This window comes from Cohnella lubricantis, from assembly GCF_014212015.1.
Lineage (GTDB): Bacteria > Bacillota > Bacilli > Paenibacillales > Paenibacillaceae > Cohnella > Cohnella lubricantis.
Genome location: NZ_JACJVN010000056.1, coordinates 1 through 23,728, shown reverse-complemented (window position 1 = coordinate 23,728; position 23,728 = coordinate 1). Strand labels below are relative to the sequence as shown.

Annotated in this window: 20 protein-coding genes, 16 tRNA genes and 1 rRNA gene; 2 read left to right on the top strand and 35 right to left on the bottom strand. The window is 57.6% G+C overall.

What is annotated here, in order from left to right:
- Positions 1–12: 12 nt before the first annotated feature.
- From H4Q31_RS14425 to zwf, 4 genes are all read right to left on the bottom strand, one after another.
- Positions 13–852, bottom strand: coding sequence for a carbohydrate ABC transporter permease (locus tag H4Q31_RS14425; protein ID WP_185179786.1), 840 nt, complete (start codon positions 850–852; stop codon positions 13–15).
- Positions 852–1,736: a carbohydrate ABC transporter permease gene (locus H4Q31_RS14420; protein WP_185179753.1), complete on the bottom strand. Its 885-nt coding sequence runs from the start codon at positions 1,734–1,736 to the stop codon at positions 852–854. Before H4Q31_RS14420 ends, H4Q31_RS14425 begins: the two co-directional genes overlap by 1 nt.
- 56 nt (positions 1,737–1,792) lie before the next feature.
- Entirely contained in the window at positions 1,793–3,097 is a 1,305-nt protein-coding gene (locus H4Q31_RS14415) for an ABC transporter substrate-binding protein (protein ID WP_245347322.1), read from the bottom strand.
- 270 nt (positions 3,098–3,367) lie between these two features.
- On the bottom strand, positions 3,368–4,921 hold the full coding sequence (gene zwf, locus H4Q31_RS14410) for a glucose-6-phosphate dehydrogenase (protein WP_245347321.1): 1,554 nt from the start codon (positions 4,919–4,921) through the stop codon (positions 3,368–3,370).
- Positions 4,922–5,095: 174 nt separating this feature from the next.
- Between zwf and H4Q31_RS14405 the strand changes: the two genes are divergently transcribed.
- Both H4Q31_RS14405 and H4Q31_RS14400 read left to right on the top strand, forming a co-directional pair.
- Positions 5,096–5,509 carry a hypothetical protein gene (locus H4Q31_RS14405; protein WP_185179751.1) on the top strand — a complete coding sequence of 138 codons (414 nt, stop codon included), beginning with the start codon at positions 5,096–5,098 and terminating at the stop codon, positions 5,507–5,509.
- Positions 5,510–5,663: 154 nt separating this feature from the next.
- Positions 5,664–5,927 (top strand): hypothetical protein, encoded by a 264-nt coding sequence (locus H4Q31_RS14400; protein ID WP_185179750.1) that lies wholly within the window; start codon positions 5,664–5,666, stop codon positions 5,925–5,927.
- Between the two features lie 74 nt (positions 5,928–6,001).
- On the opposite strand, the gene H4Q31_RS14395 is transcribed toward H4Q31_RS14400, so the two are convergent.
- The 31 genes from H4Q31_RS14395 to rrf all read right to left on the bottom strand — a co-directional run bounded on the left by H4Q31_RS14395 (position 6,002) and on the right by rrf (position 23,637).
- The gene (locus H4Q31_RS14395) at positions 6,002–6,655 is read right to left on the bottom strand and encodes a response regulator (protein ID WP_185179749.1); all 654 of its coding nucleotides are present in this window, start codon (positions 6,653–6,655) and stop codon (positions 6,002–6,004) included.
- Positions 6,618–7,682 (bottom strand): sensor histidine kinase, encoded by a 1,065-nt coding sequence (locus H4Q31_RS14390; RefSeq protein ID WP_185179748.1) that lies wholly within the window; start codon positions 7,680–7,682, stop codon positions 6,618–6,620. Before H4Q31_RS14390 ends, H4Q31_RS14395 begins: the two co-directional genes overlap by 38 nt.
- Positions 7,683–7,696: 14 nt before the next feature.
- The gene (liaF, locus tag H4Q31_RS21800; RefSeq protein ID WP_185179747.1) at positions 7,697–8,356 is read right to left on the bottom strand and encodes a cell wall-active antibiotics response protein LiaF; all 660 of its coding nucleotides are present in this window, start codon (positions 8,354–8,356) and stop codon (positions 7,697–7,699) included.
- A gap of 230 nt (positions 8,357–8,586) precedes the next feature.
- A complete protein-coding gene (locus H4Q31_RS14380; protein ID WP_185179746.1) occupies positions 8,587–9,270 on the bottom strand; it encodes a PspA/IM30 family protein in 684 nt (227 codons plus the stop codon).
- A 2-nt stretch (positions 9,271–9,272) separates the two neighbouring features.
- Positions 9,273–9,830: a PspC domain-containing protein gene (locus H4Q31_RS14375; protein WP_185179745.1), complete on the bottom strand. Its 558-nt coding sequence runs from the start codon at positions 9,828–9,830 to the stop codon at positions 9,273–9,275.
- Between the two features lie 4 nt (positions 9,831–9,834).
- Positions 9,835–10,503: a PspA/IM30 family protein gene (locus tag H4Q31_RS14370; protein ID WP_185179744.1), complete on the bottom strand. Its 669-nt coding sequence runs from the start codon at positions 10,501–10,503 to the stop codon at positions 9,835–9,837.
- A 29-nt stretch (positions 10,504–10,532) separates the two neighbouring features.
- Positions 10,533–10,826 (bottom strand): LiaF transmembrane domain-containing protein, encoded by a 294-nt coding sequence (locus tag H4Q31_RS14365; protein WP_185179743.1) that lies wholly within the window; start codon positions 10,824–10,826, stop codon positions 10,533–10,535.
- Between the two features lie 268 nt (positions 10,827–11,094).
- On the bottom strand, positions 11,095–12,387 hold the full coding sequence (locus H4Q31_RS14360; RefSeq protein WP_185179742.1) for an FG-GAP-like repeat-containing protein: 1,293 nt from the start codon (positions 12,385–12,387) through the stop codon (positions 11,095–11,097).
- A gap of 18 nt (positions 12,388–12,405) precedes the next feature.
- Positions 12,406–13,233 (bottom strand): polysaccharide deacetylase family protein, encoded by an 828-nt coding sequence (locus H4Q31_RS14355; RefSeq protein WP_185179741.1) that lies wholly within the window; start codon positions 13,231–13,233, stop codon positions 12,406–12,408.
- Positions 13,234–13,273: 40 nt separating this feature from the next.
- Positions 13,274–15,631 carry a helix-turn-helix domain-containing protein gene (locus H4Q31_RS14350; protein ID WP_185179740.1) on the bottom strand — a complete coding sequence of 786 codons (2,358 nt, stop codon included), beginning with the start codon at positions 15,629–15,631 and terminating at the stop codon, positions 13,274–13,276.
- A gap of 145 nt (positions 15,632–15,776) precedes the next feature.
- Positions 15,777–17,399 carry an extracellular solute-binding protein gene (locus tag H4Q31_RS14345; RefSeq protein ID WP_185179739.1) on the bottom strand — a complete coding sequence of 541 codons (1,623 nt, stop codon included), beginning with the start codon at positions 17,397–17,399 and terminating at the stop codon, positions 15,777–15,779.
- Positions 17,400–17,446: 47 nt separating this feature from the next.
- The gene (locus tag H4Q31_RS14340; protein WP_185179738.1) at positions 17,447–18,331 is read right to left on the bottom strand and encodes a carbohydrate ABC transporter permease; all 885 of its coding nucleotides are present in this window, start codon (positions 18,329–18,331) and stop codon (positions 17,447–17,449) included.
- A gap of 27 nt (positions 18,332–18,358) precedes the next feature.
- On the bottom strand, positions 18,359–19,252 hold the full coding sequence (locus H4Q31_RS14335) for an ABC transporter permease (protein ID WP_185179784.1): 894 nt from the start codon (positions 19,250–19,252) through the stop codon (positions 18,359–18,361).
- Between the two features lie 224 nt (positions 19,253–19,476).
- Positions 19,477–21,690, bottom strand: a complete 2,214-nt coding sequence (locus H4Q31_RS14330; RefSeq protein ID WP_185179737.1) for a rhamnogalacturonan lyase — start codon at positions 21,688–21,690, stop codon at positions 19,477–19,479.
- 179 nt (positions 21,691–21,869) lie between these two features.
- Positions 21,870–21,955, bottom strand: a tRNA-Leu gene (locus tag H4Q31_RS14325).
- 5 nt (positions 21,956–21,960) lie between these two features.
- Positions 21,961–22,037 (bottom strand) — tRNA-Arg (locus H4Q31_RS14320).
- 14 nt (positions 22,038–22,051) lie between these two features.
- Positions 22,052–22,125: transfer RNA gene (locus tag H4Q31_RS14315), tRNA-Cys, on the bottom strand.
- Between the two features lie 11 nt (positions 22,126–22,136).
- Positions 22,137–22,211 (bottom strand) — tRNA-Gly (locus tag H4Q31_RS14310).
- A gap of 75 nt (positions 22,212–22,286) precedes the next feature.
- Positions 22,287–22,361, bottom strand: a tRNA-Gly gene (locus H4Q31_RS14305).
- A 4-nt stretch (positions 22,362–22,365) separates the two neighbouring features.
- Positions 22,366–22,440 (bottom strand) — tRNA-Gln (locus tag H4Q31_RS14300).
- A 16-nt stretch (positions 22,441–22,456) separates the two neighbouring features.
- Positions 22,457–22,532 (bottom strand) — tRNA-His (locus tag H4Q31_RS14295).
- 15 nt (positions 22,533–22,547) lie between these two features.
- A tRNA-Trp gene (locus H4Q31_RS14290) sits at positions 22,548–22,621 on the bottom strand.
- A gap of 18 nt (positions 22,622–22,639) precedes the next feature.
- Positions 22,640–22,723, bottom strand: a tRNA-Tyr gene (locus tag H4Q31_RS14285).
- Between the two features lie 15 nt (positions 22,724–22,738).
- A tRNA-Thr gene (locus tag H4Q31_RS14280) sits at positions 22,739–22,814 on the bottom strand.
- Between the two features lie 33 nt (positions 22,815–22,847).
- Positions 22,848–22,923 (bottom strand) — tRNA-Phe (locus tag H4Q31_RS14275).
- Positions 22,924–22,939: 16 nt separating this feature from the next.
- Positions 22,940–23,016, bottom strand: a tRNA-Asp gene (locus H4Q31_RS14270).
- Between the two features lie 37 nt (positions 23,017–23,053).
- Positions 23,054–23,130: transfer RNA gene (locus tag H4Q31_RS14265), tRNA-Met, on the bottom strand.
- A gap of 118 nt (positions 23,131–23,248) precedes the next feature.
- Positions 23,249–23,323: transfer RNA gene (locus tag H4Q31_RS14260), tRNA-Glu, on the bottom strand.
- Positions 23,324–23,327: 4 nt separating this feature from the next.
- Positions 23,328–23,420: transfer RNA gene (locus tag H4Q31_RS14255), tRNA-Ser, on the bottom strand.
- Positions 23,421–23,423: 3 nt separating this feature from the next.
- Positions 23,424–23,499 (bottom strand) — tRNA-Asn (locus H4Q31_RS14250).
- Positions 23,500–23,520: 21 nt separating this feature from the next.
- Positions 23,521–23,637 (bottom strand): 5S ribosomal RNA (rrf, locus tag H4Q31_RS14245).
- Between the last annotated feature and the right edge of the window lie 91 nt (positions 23,638–23,728).

Genomic DNA, 23,728 nt, shown 5'->3' with positions numbered 1-23,728 from the left:
CTCTCGGCCCTCTTAGCCCTTGACAGCGCCGGAGATGCCCTCCATGTAATATCGCTGCGTGAACAGGAACACGAGAATAATCGGCAGCACCGAGATGATCGTCCCCGCCGCGATCCAGCCGAAGTTGTAGGAGAATTGACCGTTCAGATACGTCAGCGCGGACGCCAGCGGATACTTCGCCGGGTCGTCGAGCACCACGATCGGCCACAGGAAGCTGTTCCAATACGACATCATCTCGAGCAGCCCGATGACCGCGATGCCGGGCTTCACCATCGGCAGCATCAGCCTCCGCCAGATGAGAAATTCCGACGCCCCGTCGATCTTGCCCGAGTCGCGGATCTCGCCCGGAACGCCCATGAACGTCTGCCGCATGAGGAAGATGTTGAACACCGCCGCCGCCGAAGGCAGCACGACGCCGGCATAAGTGCCGAGCAGCCCGAATGCGCGGATCGTCAAATAATGCACGATTAGCGCCGTCGAGGACGGGATGATCATCGTCGCGATCAGGAATCCGAACACGAAGGATCGGCCCTTGAATCGGAACATCGCCAGCGGGTAGCCGGTCAGGCATGCCAAGATGATATTGGCTAGCACGCCGCATACCGCGATCAAGACCGTATTGCCGATATACCTCGGGAAGTCGATGAATTCCCACACTTCCGCATAATTCTTAAAGTCGATGAAGGTCGGGAAGATCGCCGGCGGGAATGAGAAGATATTCTTCCCCGGCATGAGAGACACGCTGAGCAGCCACAGGAACGGACCCATCATGAATATCGCCAGCAGCGCCAGCATCAGGTAACCTGCCGTGTAGCTGACCGGCTTCAGTACGGCGCGCTTCATATCGTTCATCAATAGGGATTGACACCGCCTTTTTGATTGAACTTGAAGACCGCGATGCTGAGCAGTGCGATCAGGATGCTGACGATCAACCCGAGGGCCGAAGCGTAGCCGAAGTTGAACTCCCCAATTCCTTCCTGATAAATGTATAGACTGGACGTCAGCGTCGACGTTCCCGGTCCGCCCTTGGTCAAGACAAACACCTCGTCGAACACGCGAACCGCTCCCATGACCGAGATGAGGCTGCAGAAGAACACGTATGGCTTCAGCAGCGGAATCGTAATCTTGCGGATAATCTGGAACCTCGTTCCCCCATCGACGATCGCCGCTTCATACAGATCGGACGGGATCGCCTGCAGCCCGGCCAAATACAGCATCATGTAGTAGCCAAGGCCCTTCCACATCGTAATGAACATGAGAACGTACAGCGCCGTATCGCTGCTCGACAGCCAGCCGACCTTCTCGTGAATGATGCCGAGCTCCATGAGCACGTAGTTCACCAGCCCGTTGTTGCTTAGCATCCAGCTCCACATGAGCGCTACCGCGACCATCGACGTGACGACGGGGATGTAATACGCCGTGCGGAACGCCGAGATGCCGGGAAGCCTGCTGTTCACCAGAATCGCCATCAGAATCGAGAATACCTGAATGAACGGCACGACAATCACATACAGGAGCGAGTTCCACAGCGAGATGAGGAAGTTGTGGTCCTTGAAGGCGCGGACGAAATTATCGATTCCGACGTACTTGGTCTCTCCGATCACGGAGTAGTTCGTGAACGAGAGCGGGATGCTGTAGACAATCGGCCATACGACGAAAATGGCTAGAAGGATCAGTCCCGGCGCCATGAACGACCAGGCCGAGAAGGTATCGGAATGCAGCCTCTTGAAGCGCATCGTCGTCACCACCCGGAGCTAATTTGAAGGGCGGCTCCAGCCGCCCCCTTAACGCATTAATTCTCGGCGTTCTTCAGAACGTCGTTCACTTCGGCGGCAGCTGCGTCCAGCGAGGACTTGACGTCCGCTCCGTTCAGAATGATCTCCTGCAGCTTGCGGTTGATCGCCGTGTTGATATCCGAAGCGTTCGGCACGCCGAGGAAGTACTCCTGCGCTTTGTCCAAGCTTTGCGCCGAGGCGATCTTGGCCTGCGCTTCCAGCGTATTGTCGGATTGCGTGAAGAACGGATCCTCGATCGACTTCTTCGTGGACGGCAGCGTATTGGCAATCTTGGAGAAGGCCGTCTGATTGTCCGCGTTCGTGAGGAACGCCGCGAAGTCGGCCGCTTCCTGCGGATGCGAGGAGCCCTTCGGCACGACGATGTTCATCGAGTTGGAGTAGCGCAGATCGCCTTTGCCTGTCGGGAGCGGAACCGCGATCGTGTTATTATAGACATCCTCCGCCGCCGTCTTGATGAAGTTGATGAACGTCGGTCCGGACAGCTCGAACGCCACTTGCTCGCTGGCATAGTATTGAATCTGCTTGTCGAAGTTGGCGTCGTCCTTCAGGATGATGCCCTCATCGACCAAGTCCTTCAGGTTCTGGATAACGGCGACGCCGGCGTCGGAATTGAAGGCGGCAGCCGTACGGTCTTCATTCAGAATCGGGATGTCTTCGCTCGGGAAGTGATTCGCCGAGAACTGCGTCGCGTAGCCGGCGGCGCCGGTCTTCTCCTTAATCTGGCGTCCCCACTCGTAGAGCTCCTCCTTCGTCTTCGGCGGATTAGCCGGATCGAGCCCCGCCTTCTCTACCAGGCTCTTGTTCATATAGAGCACTTGGGTGCCGGTATACCAAGGGAACGCATACGGCTTGCCATCGAATACGGTAGAGTTGAAGATTCCGTCGAAGTAAGCGCTCTTGGTCTCCTCGCTGATCAGGCTGCCCAGATCGGCGAGCGCGCCTTTGGAGGCGAGCTGATTGGCGAACTCCGTATTGAGATTGACGACATCGGGCGCATCCCCGCCGGCGGCCGTGGCCAGCAGTTTGCTCTGAATCGCGTCGAGCGGATAATCCTTCCAATCGATCGTGACGTTCGGATGCGTCTTCGCATAGTCGGCGAACAAGGCGTTGAAGTAATCGTTGAATTTCGGCTGCAGCGCGATGGTCCAGAATTCCAGCGTAACCGGTTCATTCGCGGACGTATTTCCGTCGTTTCCGTTGGCAGAAGGCGAGCCCTCATTGTTGTTACTCGAGCATGCGGTCATGGCGATCGTCATTCCTGCGAGCGTGCCGAACAGCATAACTTTGGCGGATCTCTTCATCTCTGCTTGCACCCTTTCATCCCTTTAATAATTACATATAAATTCCATGTCACGTAATGTTAAATTCTTACGACGTGACATTATTGGATTGATTATAGCATATCTCCAGATTATAGAAAGCATATTTCTCCTTTTTATTTTTGTTTTGTGGAATATTTTTTCTTTCTAAAAATGACCATAACCAAACAAGCCCCGAACGGCCGACCGCTCGGGACTTGCTTGGTTCATGCTATGGCACTCGTCGCTAAGGCTCGTTCCATTCCTCCGTCGTCACTGCGGCTTCGAATTGGTGACCCAGACGACGTTGTCTTCCTCTTCCCCGTTCACCGGCCACCAGCGGAAGCCGTCCTCGCGCAGCAGCGCGTCCGCTTGCTCCGGCCCCCACGTGCCGGCCGGATAGAAGTGAAGCTCGGATTCGTTGTTCCGCCAGGCCGCCGCGATCGGATCGACCAGCTGCCAGGCGGCAGCCAGCTCGTCCCAGCGCGTGAAGTAGGTCGAATCCCCTCTGCCCGCGTCGAAGATCAGCCGTTCATAAGCCTCCGGCGTATTGATGCCGACGAGGCAGCTCTGGCAATATTCCATCACGACCGGCTGGATCGTCATCTCATTGCCGGGCCTCTTAGCGTTAATCTTAATGTAGATGCCTTCCATCGGATTGACGCGAATGACCAGCAGGTTCGGCTGGAGCTCCTGCTTGCGGGCGAACAGCACGTTGCGCGGCGCGTTCTTGAATTCGACGACGATCTCGGTCGACTTCACCGGAAGCCGTTTGCCTGTCCGGACGTAGAAGGGCACGCCCGCCCAGCGGAAGTTGTCGACGAACATGCGGGCCGCGAAGAACGTCTCGGTCGCCGAATCCGCCGGCACCGATTCCTCCTGCCGGTAGCCCGGGAGGGGCTTGCCCTTGGACGATCCTTCCGCGTATTGGCCGCGGATGACCCTCGCGCGCACTTCTTCGGGGGAAGAGAAGGTGCGAATGGATCGCAGCACCTTCACCTTCTCATCGCGAATATCTTCCGGATCGAGTCGGCTTGGCGGTTCCATCGCGATCATCGTCAACATCTGCAGCATATGGTTCTGGACCATGTCGCGCAGCGCGCCTGACTTGTTGTAATACGCGCCGCGCTCCTCGACGCCGACCGTCTCGGCCAGCGTGATCTGCACGTTCGCAATGTGGCCTGCGTTCCAGAGCGGCTCGAAGAACGCATTCGCGAAGCGGATCATCTCGATGTTCTGGACCATCTCCTTGCCGAGGTAATGGTCGATCCGGAACACTTCCTCCTCGCGGAACACTTGCCGGATCTCCTCGTTAAGCCGTTCCGCCGACGGGTAGTCATACCCGAACGGCTTCTCGATGACGAGCCGGTGCCACCCCGGGGAGTTCAGCATGCCTCCATCGCGCAGGGTGCGGGATACGGTGCCGAACAGATCCGGGGCCAGTGCCAGATAGAACAGCCGGTTGCCCGGGATCTCATAGCGCCGTTCGAGTTCCTGCGTCGTCTCGCTAAGCTGCCGCATGCCGTCCACATTGCTAATATCGAGAGGATGGTAGCTGAACCGCTCGGCGAAGGCCGCCCACTCGCCGCCCTCGGCAGGCTTGTAACGGCAGAATTCGCGAATCGATTCGTGCACGTCATCGCGGAACTGCTCGTCCGTGCGCGGCCGGCGGGCAAGCCCGACGATCGCGAATCTGTCGCCCAGCTTGCCTTCGCGGTACAGGCTGTACAGCGCCGGGAACAGCTTGCGGCGGGCCAAGTCGCCCGTCGCGCCGAAAATGAAGTAGACCGCGCCTTCCGCGGCGGCGGTATCCAACGTTTTGTCCATCTGAAGATCCTCATCTTTCGTCATTAAGGATAGGATACGTGTTTTGTAGTGTAGTGTATCACAATCGGCAATCCTTTTCTATTTATGGCTAGACTTGGCATCTGGGTACTTATCCATACGCATTCGCCCTTGGGTGAATACACTGGTCTAGATTATCCCAAGGGAGTGAACGTCATGCTGGAACCACCTGAATCGCCGGTTACCGAAGAGCAATTGCGGGAGCTGCAGGGACTTCCCGTCTGCATCGTGATGAACGACGGCGCGCGCCACTTCGGCTTCCTCACCGGATGCTCGAAGGGCAAGGTCGTGCTGAACGGCAGCGAGGACGACTTGGCGGCGGAATCCCCGCAGCAAGTGCGTCCAGGCCGCAAGCGCGGGCGGAAGCGCAGCGGACGCGGAGCCGGGCGGCGATTGGCGAAGACGTCGGGCGGCAAGCCGAAGACAGGCGGCGAAGGGACAATCGAGGAGCCGATGCTCCTCGCAGGCGCGGACGGATGGGGCTATATCGGCCTCGGCCCGCCTGTTCCGCTGTTCGGCCCCCGGGTCGTGCTGCCGATCAAGCCCATCGACGCCGTGCTGCTGCTATAACGCTTCTGTAACGATGCCGCCGCCGATCCATGCACGCACGCGCCGCCTCCTCGACAACGATCATGATCCGTCGGGAGAGCGGCGCTATTTTCGGAACAGAAGATGATCTGGTAAAATAAAGAAGACGCCCGCACTTGGAAGGAGTGATCCTGGCATGCTGATTCGTCCCGTTCGCACGCTCTATACGCCGATTGAACGAATACCGCCGCTCTATCCTCCGCATCCTTTCGCCGATGAACGCGATCTTCTACAGGGCAGCCTTGCCAAGTCTCCAGCCGCCCAGCAGCCTGACGCCGGCATCCGTTCCGAAGCCCCGTCTCTCGCCTCGCCGCCGGACGCCTTCATCACGTATACTTCTCAAGGCGAGAAGCACGTCCCCCCGCAGTCCAAAGGCGCCTTGCTGGATACACGCATCTAACGCTGATTATAAACAAAAGCCGTTCCCCGGATGCCGATCATCCTTGGAACAGCTCATCCTGCCTGCGCTGCTTCTCATTCCGCCAGCCCATGCCGATGCGCGTAGATCGCCGCCTGCGTGCGGTCTTCGACACCCAGCTTGCCGAACAGGTTCGTCATATGGTACTTCACCGTCTTGATGCCGATGAACAGCTCGTCCGCGATCTCTTGGTTCGACTTGCCCTGCGCGAGCAGCTGCAGCACTTCCATCTCCCGGTCCGTCAGCTCTTCGTGCGGCGCGGAAGAAGACTGCGCCGGCTTGCGGAACCGGTTCATCATCTTCGAAGCGACCTGCGATTCGAGCACCGACTGCCCCCGGCCGGCCGCCCGGATCGCGTCGGCGATCTCCGAGGCGCGCGAAGTCTTCAGCAGGTAGCTGAATGCGCCGGCTTCAATGACCGGGTACATCTTCTCGTCGTCCAGGAAGCTGGTCAGCACGATCACCTTGCAATCCGGCTGCTCTTCCATCAGCCTGCGCGTCGTCTCGATGCCGTCCATTCCTTCCATCACGAGATCCATGAGCACGACATCGGGCTTGTATGCCTTCGCGAGCCGAAGGCCGTCCAAGCCGTTGCCCGCTTCGCCTACGATCTCGATCCCTTCCTCGGTATCGAGAACCGCTGCCAGCCCGATTCGGACCATCTCGTGGTCGTCAACTAACAGTACTCGTATCGGTTGCTGCTCCTCCATCTTCCCAACCTCTCTCTTTGGCCATGATCGGCACGCGAATTTCGATCCTTGTTCCTTTGCCCGGCGCGCTCGCCACGTTCAGTGAACCGCCCAGCTCGTTCACCCGCTCCTCCATGCTGACCAAGCCGTATGAGGTCTGCTTCTTGGCCATGACGTCGAAGCCGACGCCGTTGTCCTTGATCGCCAGCCGAACCGCTTCGCCGCGCATCTGAAGCGCGATGTCCATCCTCGTCGCCTTCGCATGGCGGAGCGTGTTGGAGATCGCCTCCTGCACCATGCGGAACAGGTGGTTCTCGATCCCTTTGTTCAGTTGGAGATCTTCATCCATATCGAGCAAGATGTCCATCGACACCTTCGCGCGCATCTCCTCGACCAGCTCGGGGATCGCCTGCGACAGCTTCTTGCCCTCCAAGTGAACGGGGCGCAAGTGAAGCAGCAGCGCCCTCATCTCCGATTGGGCGACCGACGCCATCTCTTCGATCAGCTTCACCTGCCGCTTCGCCTTCTCGAAGTCCTGATCGAGCGTCCGGCCGACTGCCGTCGCCGTCATCGAGATGGCGAATAGCTGCTGGCTGACCGCGTCATGCAGCTCCCGGGCAAGCCGCTGCCGCTCTTCTACGACGGCGCTCATGCGCGCCTTCGCCGCCAGCTCCGTGTTGTTCGAGGACAGCCGCTGCAGGCTGGCCACTTGCTCTTCCCACTTATAACTGATGCGCGATAATTGTTCAGACAGCCTTCCGATCTCGTCTTTGCCCATATAAGGCAGCTGCGGCACCGGATTGCCCTTCTCCAGCATAAGCATCGCGTCTCGAAGCGTGTCGATCCGGTTGCGGATCGGATAGCTCCGATAGATTCCGAAGGCGAGGCCGGAGACGAGCAGCGCGCCGACAGCGGACAAGCCGAACGTTATAATGGTGGTCCATGATTCAAAAGGCTCGGCCAACCCTTGGCTTTGAAGCAAATAAACGACAACGATGCCGATTCCGAGGGAGAATAAGACAGACTCGCCAATATGCCGCCAGACCATGTGCCATTCCCCCTTCAGATCGACCGAATTCTAATATTGCCTACGAGATAGAACAACTGGAGTTTCACTTTCTGCTCTTTGGTATCGTAACCGGGCGTGCGCCAATGACCGCGATGGAACAGGCCGCCTTCCGTCCGGTCGGGGAACCGGGCCTGTCCGAACATGACCGAAGCGTCGACTTCCAAGCCATAATCCTCCGGAACGATCAGCTCGATATCTCCGACGATGCCCTGCAGCACGATGGTCGTCTCTTTCTCTTCAGGCACCGCCATCGACAGATCCATGCGCACTTCGCCGAAGGCATGCCAGCTGGAGAGGGAATGAAGCACCCAAGAATGCCGATCCAGCCTCATGCTCAGCGCGAACTGATATTGTCTTCCCAATCTTCCGCCATTGCCGGCAGCCGCTGTGTCCTGCGGTCTTGCCTTCAGATAATATAGTCCGAAGATGACCAGAACGAGTACGAGAATCAACAGGATCTGCTTCACGATAAGCACCAGGACGCAGATGGCAATGACGAGCAGCGCAAGGCGGCTTCTGTCTCTTCTGAACCGGTCAATTCCTAACCATAGAAGAAGAATGGCATTCACAGTCGCAAACCCAGCCAGCCCCCCGAGAGCGAGATAACATCCGGCGCAGATGAACAACAACGCATGACTGGAACCTCTCTTCACGTCGGACCTCGCCTCCTCGCGCGATATTCCGTCTCCACGGCTAAAGCCATAACGGAACTTAGCTCCGTTATGGCCTGGGCCTGCAGTATCTTTGATAGCATACCATATCTATCCTATGCGGCAAATGACCTTCTGCGACAAGCTTCGAGCTAGCTAACGCCAGCCGCTTGGCACGGTCTTCCGGCTCAATCTGCCCCGGCCGGAGGCCAGGGCAAGACGGAGCGCTGGCTTCATTCTGCCGATGCGGGCGGCTGCATGCGGTTCTTCAGCGCAGCCAGCTCTTGGTCGACGCGGAACGCCTTCTCGGCGTCGATCGGGGCGCCTACCGAACGTAGCGGCGATCCCGGCAGGCGGGCGACGTCGGCTTCCGCCTCCAGCTGCATGATCTTCTCTTCCATGCGGTGGAAGCCGCGGGAAGCGTTGCCGCTCTCAATGGCGTGCAGCGAGCTGACTTGCGCCATCTGCTTGCGAGCCTTGGCCATCTGAGCTCTCGCCGACAGCTCATTGCGCTTGTTGCGCAGCTTATAGTACTCCTCCTTCATCTCATGCAGCTGGCTCGTCAGCTCGCTCACTTGCTCGCTTGCTTGAGCATGCAGCTCGATCAAGTTCGCCGCTTGCTGATCGTAGTAGACCTTCTCCTCCAGCAGCTTGCGGGCAATCGCCTCATTGCCTGCGCGGAGCGCCTGCTCGGCTTGCGCTTCGCGTTCGACACCGATACGAGCCGCTTCGTCGAGGCGCTGCTTCAGTCGGCGCTCGGAGGCCATCTGCTTCGCGACCGTCACTTCCGCCTCGTGGATCTCCGTCTCCATATCGCGGAGATATTGGTTCAGCATGACGACCGGATCTTCCAATTTGTCGAGCAGCTCGTGAATCGACGCCTTCGTCATATCCTTCACGCGTTGAAATACTCCCATGTTCATTCTTCCCCTTTCGATTGTTGCTCGAATTTGGTGATTCTCGCCTTTAGCTCTTCAATCTCGCGCCGCAGCGCCTTCTTCTCGATATCCTCCATCATCGCATCCAGCTCCGGCGCAGGCGATGCTGACGCTCTTGACGCCCCCGCCTGTGCGGGCTCCGGACGAACCGGGCCGCCTGCTGTGCCCGCAGACGCGGAGCCTCCAGGGCCCGGCCACGGCGTACCCGGCTTCCAGCCCGTCGATTGCGGGGGCGGATTCCAGCCGCCGAAGCCGCCGCCTCCACCGCCGCCGCCAAAGCCGCCATTACCGCCATTGCCGCCGCCGAAGCCGCCGCCGCCGTTCCAGCCGCCGCCGAATGCTCCTCCGCCAAAGTGCGGCTCCTGCGGAATGATAAGTCCCGCCAGGATATATACGATAACGAGAGAGCCCCCCGAGAATATCGTCACGACAATCAACAGAATCCGAAGCAGCGTAGCGTCGAATCCTAAGTACTCTGCCAGTCCGCCGCAGACGCCGAACACTTTCCGGTCGCGCGTCGAACGATACAGCTTGCGCATTCGTTTAGCCTCCTTGTTCCAGCTTCCGCTTCAATTGCTGCAGCTCCTTCTCGATCGCCTCGTGGACAACCGTTCCGGCTTGATAGACCATCTCCTGCCCCATCCGGCGCAGATCGCGAAGGCTCTTCGTCTCCAGCTCGATGTCAGTCAGCCGGTCGTCCAGCTTGCGGAACATTGTGTTCGGGCTGCTGCCCGCGCCGGGACCGAACCTTGCGTTCAGCCGCTGCTGCAGCCGAAGCGATTCCATCCGGGCGATATAGAATTGCCTGCGGTCGTACACAGCCCGGTACTCGTCGCGCAGCTCCTGCAGCAGCTGCTCCAGCTCGTTCAGCTCGCCTTTGCTCTGCTCGTACAGCTCGCGGTAACGCTCCGCCTTCTCCTGCTGCGCCATCTTCTCCTGAAGCGCCAGCTTCGCCGCGGCTTCTTCGCCGGCCTGGAGCGCCGTCATCGCTTGCTGCTCGCGCCGCTGCTTCCATTGCTCGGCTTCTCGCCACTGCCGAAGCAGATGATCCGTGTGCGCAGCGTACTGCCGCTCGAGCTGCTCGCTCTGGACAATCTCTTGGTGCGTGGCCCAGAGGAATTGATCGATCAGCTTCACCGGATCCTCCGACTTCTCGAGCCGATCGTTTAACGTAGCTGCTGTCATGTCTCTTACTCGTTTAATCACGCTCATTTGTTCTAAATCCTCCTTCGACCGACGCGTTAAGGCCGGTTACGCGGTTTGCTGAGCATCGAGATCCCGAACAAGATCAACCCGATGACCGCGACCCAGAATATCACCGTGGACAGCTTGCCGAGCAGCATGAACCCGCCGATAACCGCGAGGATGCCCCCTACGAGCCTGTTGCCTCTCCTCCACGCCATGACCCCTAGGCCGATGATCAGCACCGGGATCAGCAGCGAGATGAGCCAACCGAAGAAGTGGCCCAATTTGCCGAATAACAGCAGAATGCCGATGACGATTAGAATGACGGCCAATCCGTTTCCTTTTCTCAACCGTTCCTCACCTCTTCCCTTCTCCCGGCAGCCAGATCGTTGTGCTCTGTCCTTCGCCGGTTCTCTTAACCTCACATTCACATTGTAAACGTTGCGCCGTTTGGGCATAACGGACCCGCGCACGTTTTTGAACCTAGACCAAGGGCGGGGAACGCTACAGCCTTGAGGTCCCGTGCCTCCTGGACAGGTGCGGTTGAATGCCAAAGAACCGAAGCGCTATCGAAGCTCCGGTTCTGGACCTGCGATTCGGTTATTCTCCGGTCAGCCTTTAACGGCCGAACTGAGCGGTCAGCGCCTTCTCGATCTGTTCCCCTCCCGGATACAGCGTCGAATGAGACAGCCGCTTCGGCTGCTGCAACGGCGCGCCGGGACGCTTCGCCCTCAGATCGAGCGGACGGCTGGCGTAGATCTCCGCCGTCTCGTCGGTGTAGACGATGACCTGCTCCGTCCCGCTCCCGCACAGATCGGCATGGACAGCATAACCGTTCAACGGGAACTGTGTGACGATGCCCATCTGTCCGTCGTATAAGGTAGGCGGAACGCCGCCGCCCCGGCGATAAGCGAGAATGTAGTCCGGCGCGTCCGCCTCCCAGCCTCCAAGCGTCTCCGCAATGGTCAGCCAGCCAGCCGTCGCGCGATCTTCCTTCCACAGCTCGCGGCCTTCGTTATCCAGCAAGAACAATGCGTCCTTGCCTGCCAGCCCTTTGCCGTCGTCCTCCCGGACGAGCCGGTCCAGGCCGGCGATCTGAAGGCCCGGCAGCTCCGGCCGGAAGCGGCCGAGCGCGATGTGCTGCGATTCGACTGAGCCTTCGTATCGCCACAGCTCATGCCCCTTCGCATCGTACATCACCGTGACGCTGCCGCCGACGACAATCTCCGGCTTTCCATCGCCGTTCACGTCTCCCACCCAGATACAGTCTGCATGATCGTCCAAGCCCTGACAGCTCCATAGCAGCCGACCGTCGTGATCGAGCAGATCGTAACCGGCCATCACCTCGTCTCTTCCGTCACCGTCGAAGTCGTATACCCACGGGTAATGCCCCGGATTGCCCTCGTGCTTCCAGAGCAGGTTCCATTCCCGGTCGAGCGCCCATAGCGTCCGGTACCGATCCTTCAGAATCAGATCCCCGGCATATTCGCCTCCCGCCAAATTCGCGACGATAAGGCAGTCATGCGCTTGCGGATCCGGCAGCTCGCGTGACCGCTTCACCTGCCCGGTGCTTCCATGCAGCGCCAGCAGACTGCCGTGCATGACGCACAGCACCTCCAATTGGCCGTCACCGTCGATATCGGCGATCTGGGCGGGGTAGTCCGAGCCCTGCGAGCCGGCGCCCGGATCCGGGGTGCCGAACTGCCAGAGCAGACGGCCTTCCAGGTCGAAGGCGGTCAGGCATTGCGTCTGATGCGGAATGTACCGCACGTCCTGGCGATTGTCGGGCTGCACCATCACGATCTCCATGCGGCCGTCGCCGTTCAGATCGCCGAGCAGCATTTTGCAGCGCGGCCCTGCTGCTCGCAGGTCGATTCTCCCCGCTAGACAAGGTTCCTTGAATTGATCCATCGATCTTACCCTCCCCGTCTATTCGAGTCGGTTCAGCGCTTCCGATATGTTCAGCTGCACTTGCTCTCCGCCCCTGACCTCGATGATTCGCCCGTCTACGCTAAGCCAGATGTTCGTGGCCGTCGGGTTATGGACGAACGCCAGCGAAGCCGAGAACTTCAACTGCTCATAAGCTTTGACATAGTCGACGATCTCGATATTGGTGGCGTACCAAATATCGTCCCGCCCGCCGATAGACGAACAGAACTCCTCCATCAACTCCCAGTTATTGTCGTTATCGAACTCGTAGCTGTGCCCCCATACGTACATTAAGTACAAATATTGCGTCTTGTGGAGGCCAGCGAACGTCTCTGCCAAAGGCATCAAGTTATGGTTGTGATGGCACGTCGGCTGCCACTGCAGCCAGTCATCCGGCAAGCCGAACTGGCCGGAGCTGGGAACGACTCTCGCGTACTCGATGCCGAGTCCCGGCAGCAGCTCCCGAATCCGCCGGCTGTGGGAGCCGTTCGGGTATGACATGCCGCGCACCGTGTATCCGACGAGCTGTTCCAATCGGCGGCGATCCTCCATCACTTCGTGAACGATCTGCTCGTTCGGGCAGCGCGCGATGGTTGGATGCGTCAGTGTGTGCGCCGACACCTCGTGCCCCGCATACAGCGCACGAACCTCCTCCGCGGTCACGCGATCCGACTCCCCGAGCAGTCCGGAATTCAAATGGAACGTTCCTCTAATGCCATATCGGTTGAAAATGTCCACTAACCGCCGATCAGCACCCTGGCCGTCGTCGTAGCTCATCGTCAGCGCTTTGTGCCGTCCGCCGGGATAACACAGCAGAATTTTGCCCATCTGAATCTCTCCTCTTCTTTGTCCTTGCCAGCCTCTTCCTCTACGAACGTTCGCCGCTCTGCTGCGATTGCCGGCTCATCTCCCGATAGCGGGTCGGGGTCATGCCCTCCTGCTTCTTGAAGATGCGATTGAAGTAGCTGTGCTGATAGCCGACGCTCTCGGCGATATCGTTGATCCGCAGCTCCGTCTCCCTCAGCAGCTCCTTGGCTTTGTCCGTGCGAAGCTCGGTCAGGTAATCGATGAAGTTCTTGCCGGTTACCTGCTTAAACGATTTGCTCAGATAGAACGGATTGGTGCCGACATGGTCCGCGCAGTTGTCGAGCGAGATGTCCCTCATGTAATTGTTCTGCAGATAGATCATCGCCTGCTCAATCGTCCGTTTGAGCTGAGAATCGGAACGGTTTGCGAGCTCCGCTTGGAACGGGTGCAGCACCTTCTTCCGGAACCACGCCAGCATCCGCTTCGGTTCCCGGATTTGGGACAGCTGCTCGTATAGATTCTCCCCCTGGAACAAGCGGTTCGGGTTGACGCCGGATATCATAATCGCGTGCAGCACGTTGCCGAGCAAGTGAAGCATCCCCTGCTGGACGTCGAGCGCTTTGGCGCCTTCACAGGTCAACGCGTCCAGGAACAACTCCAGCAATTCATGCGCCTCGTCCTCCCGTCCGGTTCGCAACGCCTGGATGAGCTCACGCTCCAACGTGAAGGGATAAGAGAGGGCAGCGTCCGCATCGGCGCTGGAATGAGCATCTTCCATATTGATGATCTGGTTCGCGCTGGCGAAGTTCCGATAGCCGACCGCCTGTTTGGTTCTCTCGAAGACAAGCGGAACATCCGAGATCCGCGGCACAGGACCGCTGAACGCGATTGCGACGCGCATATTCAGCATTTGGTTGATCGACTGAATCAGCTCGCCGCCGAACTCCTGAAGCAACCGTGCGTAATCCTCTCCTGCCGGAACGAGAATAAGAAGACCTGCCGTGAGATCGTGAAAATTAATCGTATTGCTCTGCTCGAACCGATGGCCCGCCAATTCCCCGATCATATTGACGGCCGCGAAGGTAATCAGCCCCTCGTCTCCTTCACGGAATCGGCCTTCCACGCCGCCAATTCCGTCAAGCTGGATATAGAGCACGATCAACTTGCGCCCTTCAAGCTCCCACTTGAACTGGTTCATCCGGCGCTGCAGCTCGGTCTCCGAGTAGGCGTACAGGTAGCCTTGAAGCAATTGGTGCAGGAAGCTCTCCTTCAGATGCGGGAGCTGGGCGTCCAGCCTGCTGCTTAATTCCAAGCTGTGCTGGTGCAAGCTGGTCCACTTCCGCTCGAGAAGCGCGAATTCATCCTGTCCGCTCGCACCTGGCGGACCCGCCAGAAGCGTGACCAAACGCCGGATCGGCGAGTAGATGCGCCGCGACGCCAGCCACGCGAGAATCGCAGCCAGCAGCAAGGCAGCCAGACTGACCGCGATAATGACTTTGGAGATGAACACAACCGGCGATGTGATGTTCGTAATCGGTGAAGCGGACACATAAGTCCAATCGTCCGCAATTCGGGACAGACTGCCGAAGGAGACCGTATAGGTCGCTCCCTTCCAATCCATGGAGAACGAGCCCTTGGACGTGCCGGCAGCGGCAATTCTCTTCGTCAAAGCTTGAATAAGCGGCGAATCGTAAACGCTTCCATTTCCGGATATGAACAGATCGCTTGAAGGATTCAGCACGAATGTCTCCCCGTTGTTATAGGGGGACATCGTTCGGAGCAGGTTAGCCACCTTCTCCTGGCTGAAGCGGAAGATCAACACGCCGAAGGGCTGCAAGCTTCCGCCGGGAATTCGATGGATTAGCGCCAGATCCTTCGCATCAGGGTCATCGGGATCGAATGCCCACTGTGTCCAATACGTCTCCCGATGGCCATGGACCAGCGGCTCATACACGGATTGCTCCTTCTCGGCGCTCAGCCTCTCGTATTCCGGATTCAGCAGAACCCTCTGTACGCCTCCGACATAGAGCTCCGCCCGCTTAACCAAGGCGTTGGAGCCCTGCATCGCGATCAGCGTCTTGGTAAGGTCTATCGTCGTATCGAAGCTCCGAACAAAGTCAAGGTCGTATAAGGAACTGCCGAATTTAGTATCGAACGCCCAATGCGACAGTAGCAGCTCCAGATTGCTGAGCTGATCATCGATATTCCGGGAGCGCTGTTCGATCTGCCGGTAGTGCAGCTGCAACAGGTCGCTCTCCATTCTTCCTCCCGCTATTCCATATAAGAGCGCGCCTGTAATGAGCCCCGGTATCCCGGAGACGATGAAGATCATCATGAGACTCTTCTTGTAGTAGAGTCCCTGACGAGCGGAGGATCGTTCCCATCTTCTCGCCAGTCTCGCTCTTAAGGCATTCAGCATGCTCTCACCAGCCTACATGGAAAGTTCGGGGGAAGCATTCGTCTTCTTATACCAGAATATAACAGGACGGCGATCTCGGCAACAGCGCGAGAATGGCCATCCGGGTTAGCTGCCGGACGGCCATCCTAGTGTCACCCCTGCCTGCCTACTTGCTTTGAGAAGCAGCGTACAAGTCGTTCATTTCCTTCACCAGATCGTCCCCGCCCGTCTTCTTCCACGTCTCGAAGGCTTCCAGCAATTCGGCTTCGTCGATCTGGCCGACGATGAACTTAATCCGGGCGTCATTGATAATGTTGTCGAGCTGCTGGCCCTTCTGCGAATAGACCGTAGAGATGAACGGCTCTGCCGGATTCGCCACGACATACTGCTCCGCTTCTTTCTGAAGCTTCGCCGTTTGAAGCCGCAGCGGCGTCTGCTTCACTTTGATTCCTTGGTCCTCCGGAATGAACGGCAGCATCTGATTCAGACCCTCCACCTCGGACTCCAGCAGCGCTGTGTCTTTGCTTGGCACAGCAGCGCCGTCTTCAAGAGTGTAATGCTTGCCTTCGATGCCGAAGCCTGCGAGCGATTGCAGCTCCGGCTCGTTCATCTGGTCGAGGAATTGCAGCACACGCTTCAGCTCGTCTTCGGTCTTGACCGACGACTTCGGAATGGCGAGCACGCCGGCGAAGCCGGAGGTTGGAAGGGCGCGAAGACCGTGGTCGCCGGTGACGCCAATCATATTATCGACGTAATGGACGCTCGGATCGTCCTTGCCTTCCTGCGCGAGCGCCTGGTGAATCTTATCATCCAGCCGCGCCGCGTTGTCGGTTACGTCGACGATGACGCCAGCCTCGCCATTGACAACCGGATCATTCCATTTGGCGCTGTCGAATACGGCGAAGTCCTGATTAATCAGCTTCTCATCGTACAGCTTCTTCATGAACTTAAGCGCTTCCAAGTATTCCGGCGTCTGATGCTCAGGGACCAGCTTGCCGTCCACGACGCCCCACTTGTTCGGAGCGCCGAACCATAGCTTCATAATATCGAAGCCGCTGGCCCAACTTCCCGTCCACTTCACGAGCACCATGCCGTAGGTGTCGTCCTTGCCATCCTTATCCGGGTCCTGCTCCTTAAATGCCTTCAGCATATTATAGAAGTCGTCGATCGTCTTCGGCGGCTGCAGGCCGACCGCTTCGAGCCAGTCCTTGCGATAGTTGATGCCGTTGCGCCCGAGAGCGCGACCGCGGTAGATGCCGTAGGTCTTCCCGTCGATCGAGGAGTTGTTCAGGATGACCTCGTTCGATTGGCTCAAGTATTTGTAATCCTTCAGGTAGCTGCCAACCTCCCAGAATGCGCCGGATTTGACGGCATTGACGAAGCTCGGGACTTTCACGCTAGGCACATAGATGATATCCGGGAGTTTGCCGGAGGCAAGCGTAATGTTGAACTTGTCTTCATACGATGCGTTCGGTACCCATTGGAGGTGAATGTTCGTGTTCGTCTTCTTCTCGATCTCCGTCGTGACAGGTCCGTCGTCCTTCGGATAGTTCGTCTTGAAGATCGGCAGCATGATCGATAGATCAAGCGGCTCCTGATTCGAGGCCGATGGCGCTGCCGAGGCCGATGCTGAAGCCGAAGACGACGAGGTGCCGCTTGCCGGAGCCGAACTTTCTGCAGATGGCGAGGCGCTGCCGTTCCCGTTGTTGCCGCCGCAGCCGGCGATCGATGCGAGCGCCAGCGCGCCCGCCGCACCTAGCAAAGACCATTTCACTTTCAATTTGCTCATTCACTTTCCTCCCTCTTCATATTAGGTAGCGCTATGGTCGCAATCCGTTATCCCTTGACCGAACCGATCAAGACCCCTTTGGCGAAGTGCTTCTGCAGGAACGGATAGACGAGCAGAATGGGAATGGTGCCGACGACGATGACGGCCATCTTAATGGATTGCTCCGCTTCTTTGACATAGTTGTAATCCACGCTCTGCGCACTGCCTGCAGCCATCTGCGACAGCAGAACGATCTGCCTGAGCATCACCTGCAAGGGCCATTTCTCAGGGTCGTTGATATACAGCAGCGCCGAGAAGAAGTTGTTCCAGTGGCCAACCGCATAGAACAGCGTGAAGGTCGCCAGCACCGGCATGGACAGCGGCAGCACGATTCGCCAGAGCAGGCCGATCTCCGCGCATCCGTCGATGCGGGCCGCCTCTTCAAGCTCCGGCGGTATCTCTTGGAAGAAGTTCTTCACGATAATCAGATTGAACGCGCTGATCGCTCCCGGCAGAATAAGAGCCCAGAAGGTGTCCAACAATTGGAGCTCCCTGACAACCAGATAGGTCGGGATCATGCCGCCGCTGAACAGCATCGAGAAGATCACCAAGTTGAGCACAAGATTGCGGCCCATTAATCCCCGTTTGGCCAGCGCATAAGCCATCGTAACGGTGAAGAACAGGTTAACGATCGTCCCTCCGACGGTAATCATGAGCGAGTTCCAGATGCTGTGCGTAACGGTATCGGTCGAGAAAATGTATTTGTAAGCGGCCACCGAGAACGACTGGGGAATGATAAAGAACGCTCGCCGGGTCAGCTCCGAGTCGCTGGCGAAGGAGCCTGCCACAATATAGAGAAAGGGCAGCACGGCAGCGATTCCGATCAAACTGAGAAGCAAGTAGTTGAAGATGTCGAACAGCGTGCCGCCTAACGATCGATAGGATTTGGACAACGGACTTCCTCCTTCCAGCCGCGCGCCTTAATAAATACCGGATTGGCCGAACCGTTTGGCCGTCCAGTTCGCTCCCAGCACGAGAATGACGCCCACGACCGCTTTGAACAAGCCAACTGCCGTGCTGTAGCTGAATGCGCCTTGCGTAATGCCCATCATATAGACGTACGTATCGAACACTTCCGCGACTTCGCGGTTCAGCGGATTGAGCATCAGATAGATTTGCTCGAAGCCGTTGTCGAGCACGTCTCCCATTCGCAGAATGAGCAGAATAACGATCGTGTTGCGGATCGACGGCAGTGTGATATGCCACATTTGCCGCCAGCGGTTAGCGCCGTCCATAATCGCGGCTTCATACTGCTCCACATCGACTCCGGCCAGAGCGGCGAGAAATATAATCGTTCCGAAGCCTGACTCTTTCCAGATTGTCTGGGTGATGATCATTGGCCTGAACCAGTCGGGACTGCCAAGGAAATCGATGGTGTCGCCCGTATACTTTTCGAGCATCGTATTGACGATCCCATTCTGCGTCGTTAGGAAGACATACGTTAAGCTGGCCACGATGACAAGAGAGATGAAGTGAGGAACGTAGATCATCGTCTGGATCGTTCGTTTGAAGAAGGCGCGGCGGACTTCGTTAAGCAGCAGTGCGAGGATGATCGGCGCCGGGAAGAAGAAGAGCAGGTTATAGAGCGAGAGCACTAGCGTGTTGCGCAAGAGCATGAAGAATTCGGGATTGTCGAAGAAGATGCGGAAGTTCTCCATCCCGATCCATTCGCTCTTCCAGAAGCCGAGGAAGGGCTGGTAATTCTGGAACGCAAGCAAGACACCCCACATCGGAACGTACTTGAAGATAAGGAAGTAGAGCAAACCGGGGGCGAGCAGCACGTATGTCCATTTGTCTTTGCGCAGCCGGGCCATGACCGTAGCGCGCTGGCGGGCGTGTGCGGAACTAGGGGCTGACTCGGCCGTTAGCTTCAACGATTGTCACCTCCGTAGCGATTCGTCTCTTGGCCTGGATCTGCCTGGAACTGATCCGATTATGACCGAAGTTGAATTTGCCGCCAATCGGACATTTTTGCGCGGCAGAGAAGCAGCGTAATGATGCATCTCTGCCAGCCTCGATCAAGAAAGTGCAAAGTCTGCTAAACAGTCGAAATCCCTTGTGCCGGCTTACCTGGGAGCGGCACCTTGGACCAATCAATGTCCGATGCGAAGTAGAAGCTCGGATAGCATGGCTGATTATAGACGACGTTCTGCCAAGCGACGCCAACGCGGTATTGGAGGTCGTGCATCAGCGTGTACAGCTTGCGGTCGGTCGCCTCTGTGCTCAGGTAGATGCGGATCGACGAGCTGTCCGAAGTTCGAACGAGCAGCTCTTCCCGCCAGTCGCCGAGAATGTCCGCCACGAGACAAGGATTGCCCTTCGTGCCGTTATTGGACCTCGTCCCTTCCGCCGTTAACAGACAGCCTCGCTTCCAATCCTGGATCGTCACCGGTTCCTCGAACGATCCGCTAATGATTTGGGTCGTCATGTCCGCCGCCCATCTGATGCTCATATTCGTGCCCGGCGCCTTCCGATCGATCTGCTCACCGGTCGCCGACAGCAATCCGAACGTATTCCGGCTGAAAATATCTTCGCTCGACCAGACCTGCAATCCGCGCCAGTCCGGGTCCACCTGTCCGATCATGCCGCGGCCTACGTCTTCGCGGGCTGAAGCACCGAACAGCACCTCGCCCGTCGCCGCGTCTCGCAGCGTATACCCGTACGGCCCCCAGATTCCGCCTTCGTGAACCATGAAGATTTGCAGACCAGGCCGATCCGGATCGATCTTGGCTACATGCAAGGCATCGCCATGCCCCAGCTTCACGATCTCCCCCGGCGCGGCGCTCTCCGGGGGCATGACGGCTCTAGAGCTGTAGAGGATAGAACCGTCGTGATCGATGGTCGCCGCGCCGTAGATGATCTCCTGGCATCCGTCGCCATCCACATCCGCTATGCTTAGCGAATGCGCTCCTTGCCGTGCGAGGCTGCCATGCTTCTCATCGCGTCCGTCCGACTCTCGAAGCGTATCGCCGAATGGGTTGTCCATCGGCACCCAACCGCTGTCTGCCGTCCATACCTCCCGCAGCCTCACCCCATCCCAAGCGTAAGCAACCACTGCCGCCCGCGTATAATACCCGCGGGCGAAGATCGCATAGGGCTTCGCTCCGTCCAGGTAGGCCGCGCCAGCGAGGAAGCGGTCCACTCGGTTGCCGGGTTCGATTCGATTCCAGGCGTAGTCCCCCCACATGAGACCGTCGTCATACCTGCCCGGCTTGTAGCGAATCGTCTGCAGTTCTTCTCCGCTCTCGCCGCTGAAGACCGTTAAATACTCCGGCCCTTTGAGAACAAAGCCTTCGAACGCCCGCAGCCGATTGCGGTCGCTTCGAGAGGGCGCATATACATCCAAGAAATAATCGGCCAGCTCCTGCGCATCCTCTCGGGATAACGGATAGCTGAATCGCGCTTCGATGCCGAAGCAAGCCTCTAGGCTTGCGGGCCAGCGGCCGGCGGCAACTTCCTCCTGTTCATGCCAAGCCATGAACAGTTGAACGATATGCTCGGCATAATCTTCGCTGCTCATGCGATAATCGTCTTGATGGCTGTATCCCGCGGCAGCATCCTCCGGGAGTATCGTGATGTAGGCTTCCGAGAGCAGACTCCCCGCAGTGTCATAGCGCATTGTCTTCGTCCCCGGCGCCGTCTTGAACATCAGCTCCGCTCGCCCATCCCCGTCGAAGTCATACACGAGAAATTGCGTATAATGAGCGCCAGCCCGAATATTGACGCCGAGATCAATCCGATACAGCAGCGTCCCGTCTATTCGGTAGCAGTCGATATACACCGGGCCTGTATAGCCGGAGTGCGACACATCCTTCGAGTTGGAAGGATCCCATTTGACGAAGAGCTCGTATTGGCCATCCCCATCCACATCCCCTACGCTCATATCGTTCGCCGAATAGCTGTAGGCTTCGCCTCTCGGCGTCATACCGTCCGCCGGCTTCTGCAGCGGCAGCTCCATGTAGTTGCCTTCCCAAGGAGTCACCGGCTCGCAACCGTCCGTCTCTACACCGCCTGCAACTGCCCGCACCTCGTAGATGGAATCGAGCGATCCGCCGCGATCCAAATAATTGGTGCTGTCCGTCACCAGCGCAATCCGCTTCCCATCCCGATAGACGTGAAAGTCTGCTCCCGTCATCCCCTTGTCGGAATAGCCAGTGACCTCTTCTCCAAGCAATCGCCAACTGAGAAAGACTCCTTCCGAGGTCGCCGCTGCCGCCAGCCCTCGATCCAGCTTCTCTAATTTAGCTTTCAATAGGAACCGCCTCCATTCACTGCGTCGCTATCGAAGTCTAGACCTCATCGTTGTTCTCAGCATAGCGTCACAGCCTTTTGCAGGCAATTGCACATTTTTGATTCATGACTTGTGTGGCAATAACAAAAACCCTTGAGCGCGGATGAATATCCGCAACCCAAGGGTTGACTGTTTAAAGTTGGTGCTGGTGAAGGGACTTGAACCCCCACTCCGTCGCCGGAAGCGGATTTTGAGTCCGCCGCGTCTGCCATTCCGCCACACCAGCATAAGTGGCGCGCCCTAAGAGATTCGAACTCCTGGCCTTCAGATTCGTAGTCTGACGCTCTATCCAGCTGAGCTAAGGGCGCGTATATTAAGTTGTTGGAGGCGCCACCCAGACTCGAACTGGGGGTAAAGCTTTTGCAGAGCTCTGCCTTACCACTTGGCTATGGCGCCATGAGAAAAGTTGGAGCGGAAAACGGGATTCGAACCCGCGACCTTCTCGTTGGCAACGAGATGCTCTACCACTGAGCTATTTCCGCAAAGTGGCTGAGGATCTAGGCTCGACCTTTGAATCGACGGAATCCGTCACTCACACATGGTACCTAGAAAGAATATGGAGCGGAAAACGGGATTCGAACCCGCGACCTTCTCGTTGGCAACGAGATGCTCTACCACTGAGCTATTTCCGCATGATGGCTGGGGATCAAGGATTCGAACCTTGGAATGACGGAGTCAAAGTCCGTTGCCTTACCGCTTGGCTAATCCCCAATATGAAGTTGTAATATGGGGCGATCGAGGGGACTTGAACCCCCGAATGCCGGAGCCACAATCCGGTGCGTTAACCACTTCGCCACGACCGCCATATCAAGTTTGCTTGGCAGGGGCAGCAGGAATTGAACCCACACTAACGGTTTTGGAGACCGCTGTTCTACCTTTAAACTATGCCCCTAAGAATTTAAGGTAAAAGTGGTGGAGGGTGATGGATTCGAACCACCGAACCCGAAGGAAGAGATTTACAGTCTCCCGCGTTTGGCCACTTCGCTAACCCTCCAAAGCAGTCTAACAATGGTGCCGGCGAGAGGACTTGAACCCCCAACCTACTGATTACAAGTCAGTTGCTCTACCAGTTGAGCTACACCGGCGTATTATACGATTCCTTAATCCTAAATCCTAAATGGTGGCTCGGGACGGAATCGAACCGCCGACACGAGGATTTTCAGTCCTCTGCTCTACCAACTGAGCTACCGAGCCGAGGTAAGGTTTTGAATGGCGGAGCCGACGGGATTCGAACCCGCGGTCTCCTGCGTGACAGGCAGGCATGTTAGGCCTCTACACCACGGCTCCACGACATTCTCGGATCGTTAGTCCGAAGGTAAGCATTTGGTTGCGGGGGCAGGATTTGAACCTGCGGCCTTCGGGTTATGAGCCCGACGAGCTACCGGACTGCTCCACCCCGCGTCGTTGTACATGCTTTCCTCAGAGGCGACGTTTAATATCATACCTTAAGCGTCTACCCTTTTGCAACCCCTATTTTCTCAATTTCTCAAGAAAATTTGTTGCTGCAATTTAGTGAAGATGGTGACCCGTATGGGATTCGAACCCATGTTACCTCCGTGAAAGGGAGGTGTCTTAACCCCTTGACCAACGGGCCATACTGGCGGAGAGAGAGGGATTCGAACCCTCGAGACGCTTGTGACGCCTACACGATTTCCAATCGTGCTCCTTCGACCAAACTCGGACATCTCTCCAGATGGCTCCCCGAACAGGACTCGAACCTGTGACAACTCGATTAACAGTCGAGTGCTCTACCAACTGAGCTATCAGGGAATATATTGAATTGTGTTGCCGGCCCGGCAACGTCCTACTCTCCCAGGACCCTTCGGTCCAAGTACCATCGGCGCTAGAGGGCTTAACGGTCGTGTTCGAGATGGGTACGCGTGGAACCCCTCTGCCATCACCACCGGACCGGTGTCTAGCCAAGGCTTGCGCCTTGATAACCGGATACGAAACGATTTGCGCGTTTGTGAAGCATCGTGCTCTAACCTTACTGTGTGCT

What these genes read in the sequence shown, in the direction of transcription:
- H4Q31_RS14355 (WP_185179741.1), bottom strand. Translation starts at nt 13,233, where the DNA reads ATGGGCAAAATTCTGCTGTGTTATCCCGGCGGACGGCACAAAGCGCTG.
- H4Q31_RS14405 (WP_185179751.1), top strand. Translation starts at nt 5,096, where the DNA reads ATGCTGGAACCACCTGAATCGCCGGTTACCGAAGAGCAATTGCGGGAG.
- H4Q31_RS14380 (WP_185179746.1), bottom strand. Translation starts at nt 9,270, where the DNA reads ATGGGAGTATTTCAACGCGTGAAGGATATGACGAAGGCGTCGATTCAC.
- H4Q31_RS14360 (WP_185179742.1), bottom strand. Translation starts at nt 12,387, where the DNA reads ATGGATCAATTCAAGGAACCTTGTCTAGCGGGGAGAATCGACCTGCGA.
- H4Q31_RS14390 (WP_185179748.1), bottom strand. Translation starts at nt 7,682, where the DNA reads ATGGTCTGGCGGCATATTGGCGAGTCTGTCTTATTCTCCCTCGGAATC.
- H4Q31_RS14345 (WP_185179739.1), bottom strand. Translation starts at nt 17,399, where the DNA reads ATGAGCAAATTGAAAGTGAAATGGTCTTTGCTAGGTGCGGCGGGCGCG.
- H4Q31_RS14350 (WP_185179740.1), bottom strand. Translation starts at nt 15,631, where the DNA reads ATGCTGAATGCCTTAAGAGCGAGACTGGCGAGAAGATGGGAACGATCC.
- H4Q31_RS14415 (WP_245347322.1), bottom strand. Translation starts at nt 3,097, where the DNA reads ATGAAGAGATCCGCCAAAGTTATGCTGTTCGGCACGCTCGCAGGAATG.
- H4Q31_RS14335 (WP_185179784.1), bottom strand. Translation starts at nt 19,252, where the DNA reads ATGGCCCGGCTGCGCAAAGACAAATGGACATACGTGCTGCTCGCCCCC.
- H4Q31_RS14375 (WP_185179745.1), bottom strand. Translation starts at nt 9,830, where the DNA reads ATGCGCAAGCTGTATCGTTCGACGCGCGACCGGAAAGTGTTCGGCGTC.
- H4Q31_RS14420 (WP_185179753.1), bottom strand. Translation starts at nt 1,736, where the DNA reads ATGCGCTTCAAGAGGCTGCATTCCGATACCTTCTCGGCCTGGTCGTTC.
- H4Q31_RS14395 (WP_185179749.1), bottom strand. Translation starts at nt 6,655, where the DNA reads ATGGAGGAGCAGCAACCGATACGAGTACTGTTAGTTGACGACCACGAG.
- H4Q31_RS14425 (WP_185179786.1), bottom strand. Translation starts at nt 852, where the DNA reads ATGAACGATATGAAGCGCGCCGTACTGAAGCCGGTCAGCTACACGGCA.
- zwf (WP_245347321.1), bottom strand. Translation starts at nt 4,921, where the DNA reads ATGGACAAAACGTTGGATACCGCCGCCGCGGAAGGCGCGGTCTACTTC.
- H4Q31_RS14370 (WP_185179744.1), bottom strand. Translation starts at nt 10,503, where the DNA reads ATGAGCGTGATTAAACGAGTAAGAGACATGACAGCAGCTACGTTAAAC.
- H4Q31_RS14400 (WP_185179750.1), top strand. Translation starts at nt 5,664, where the DNA reads ATGCTGATTCGTCCCGTTCGCACGCTCTATACGCCGATTGAACGAATA.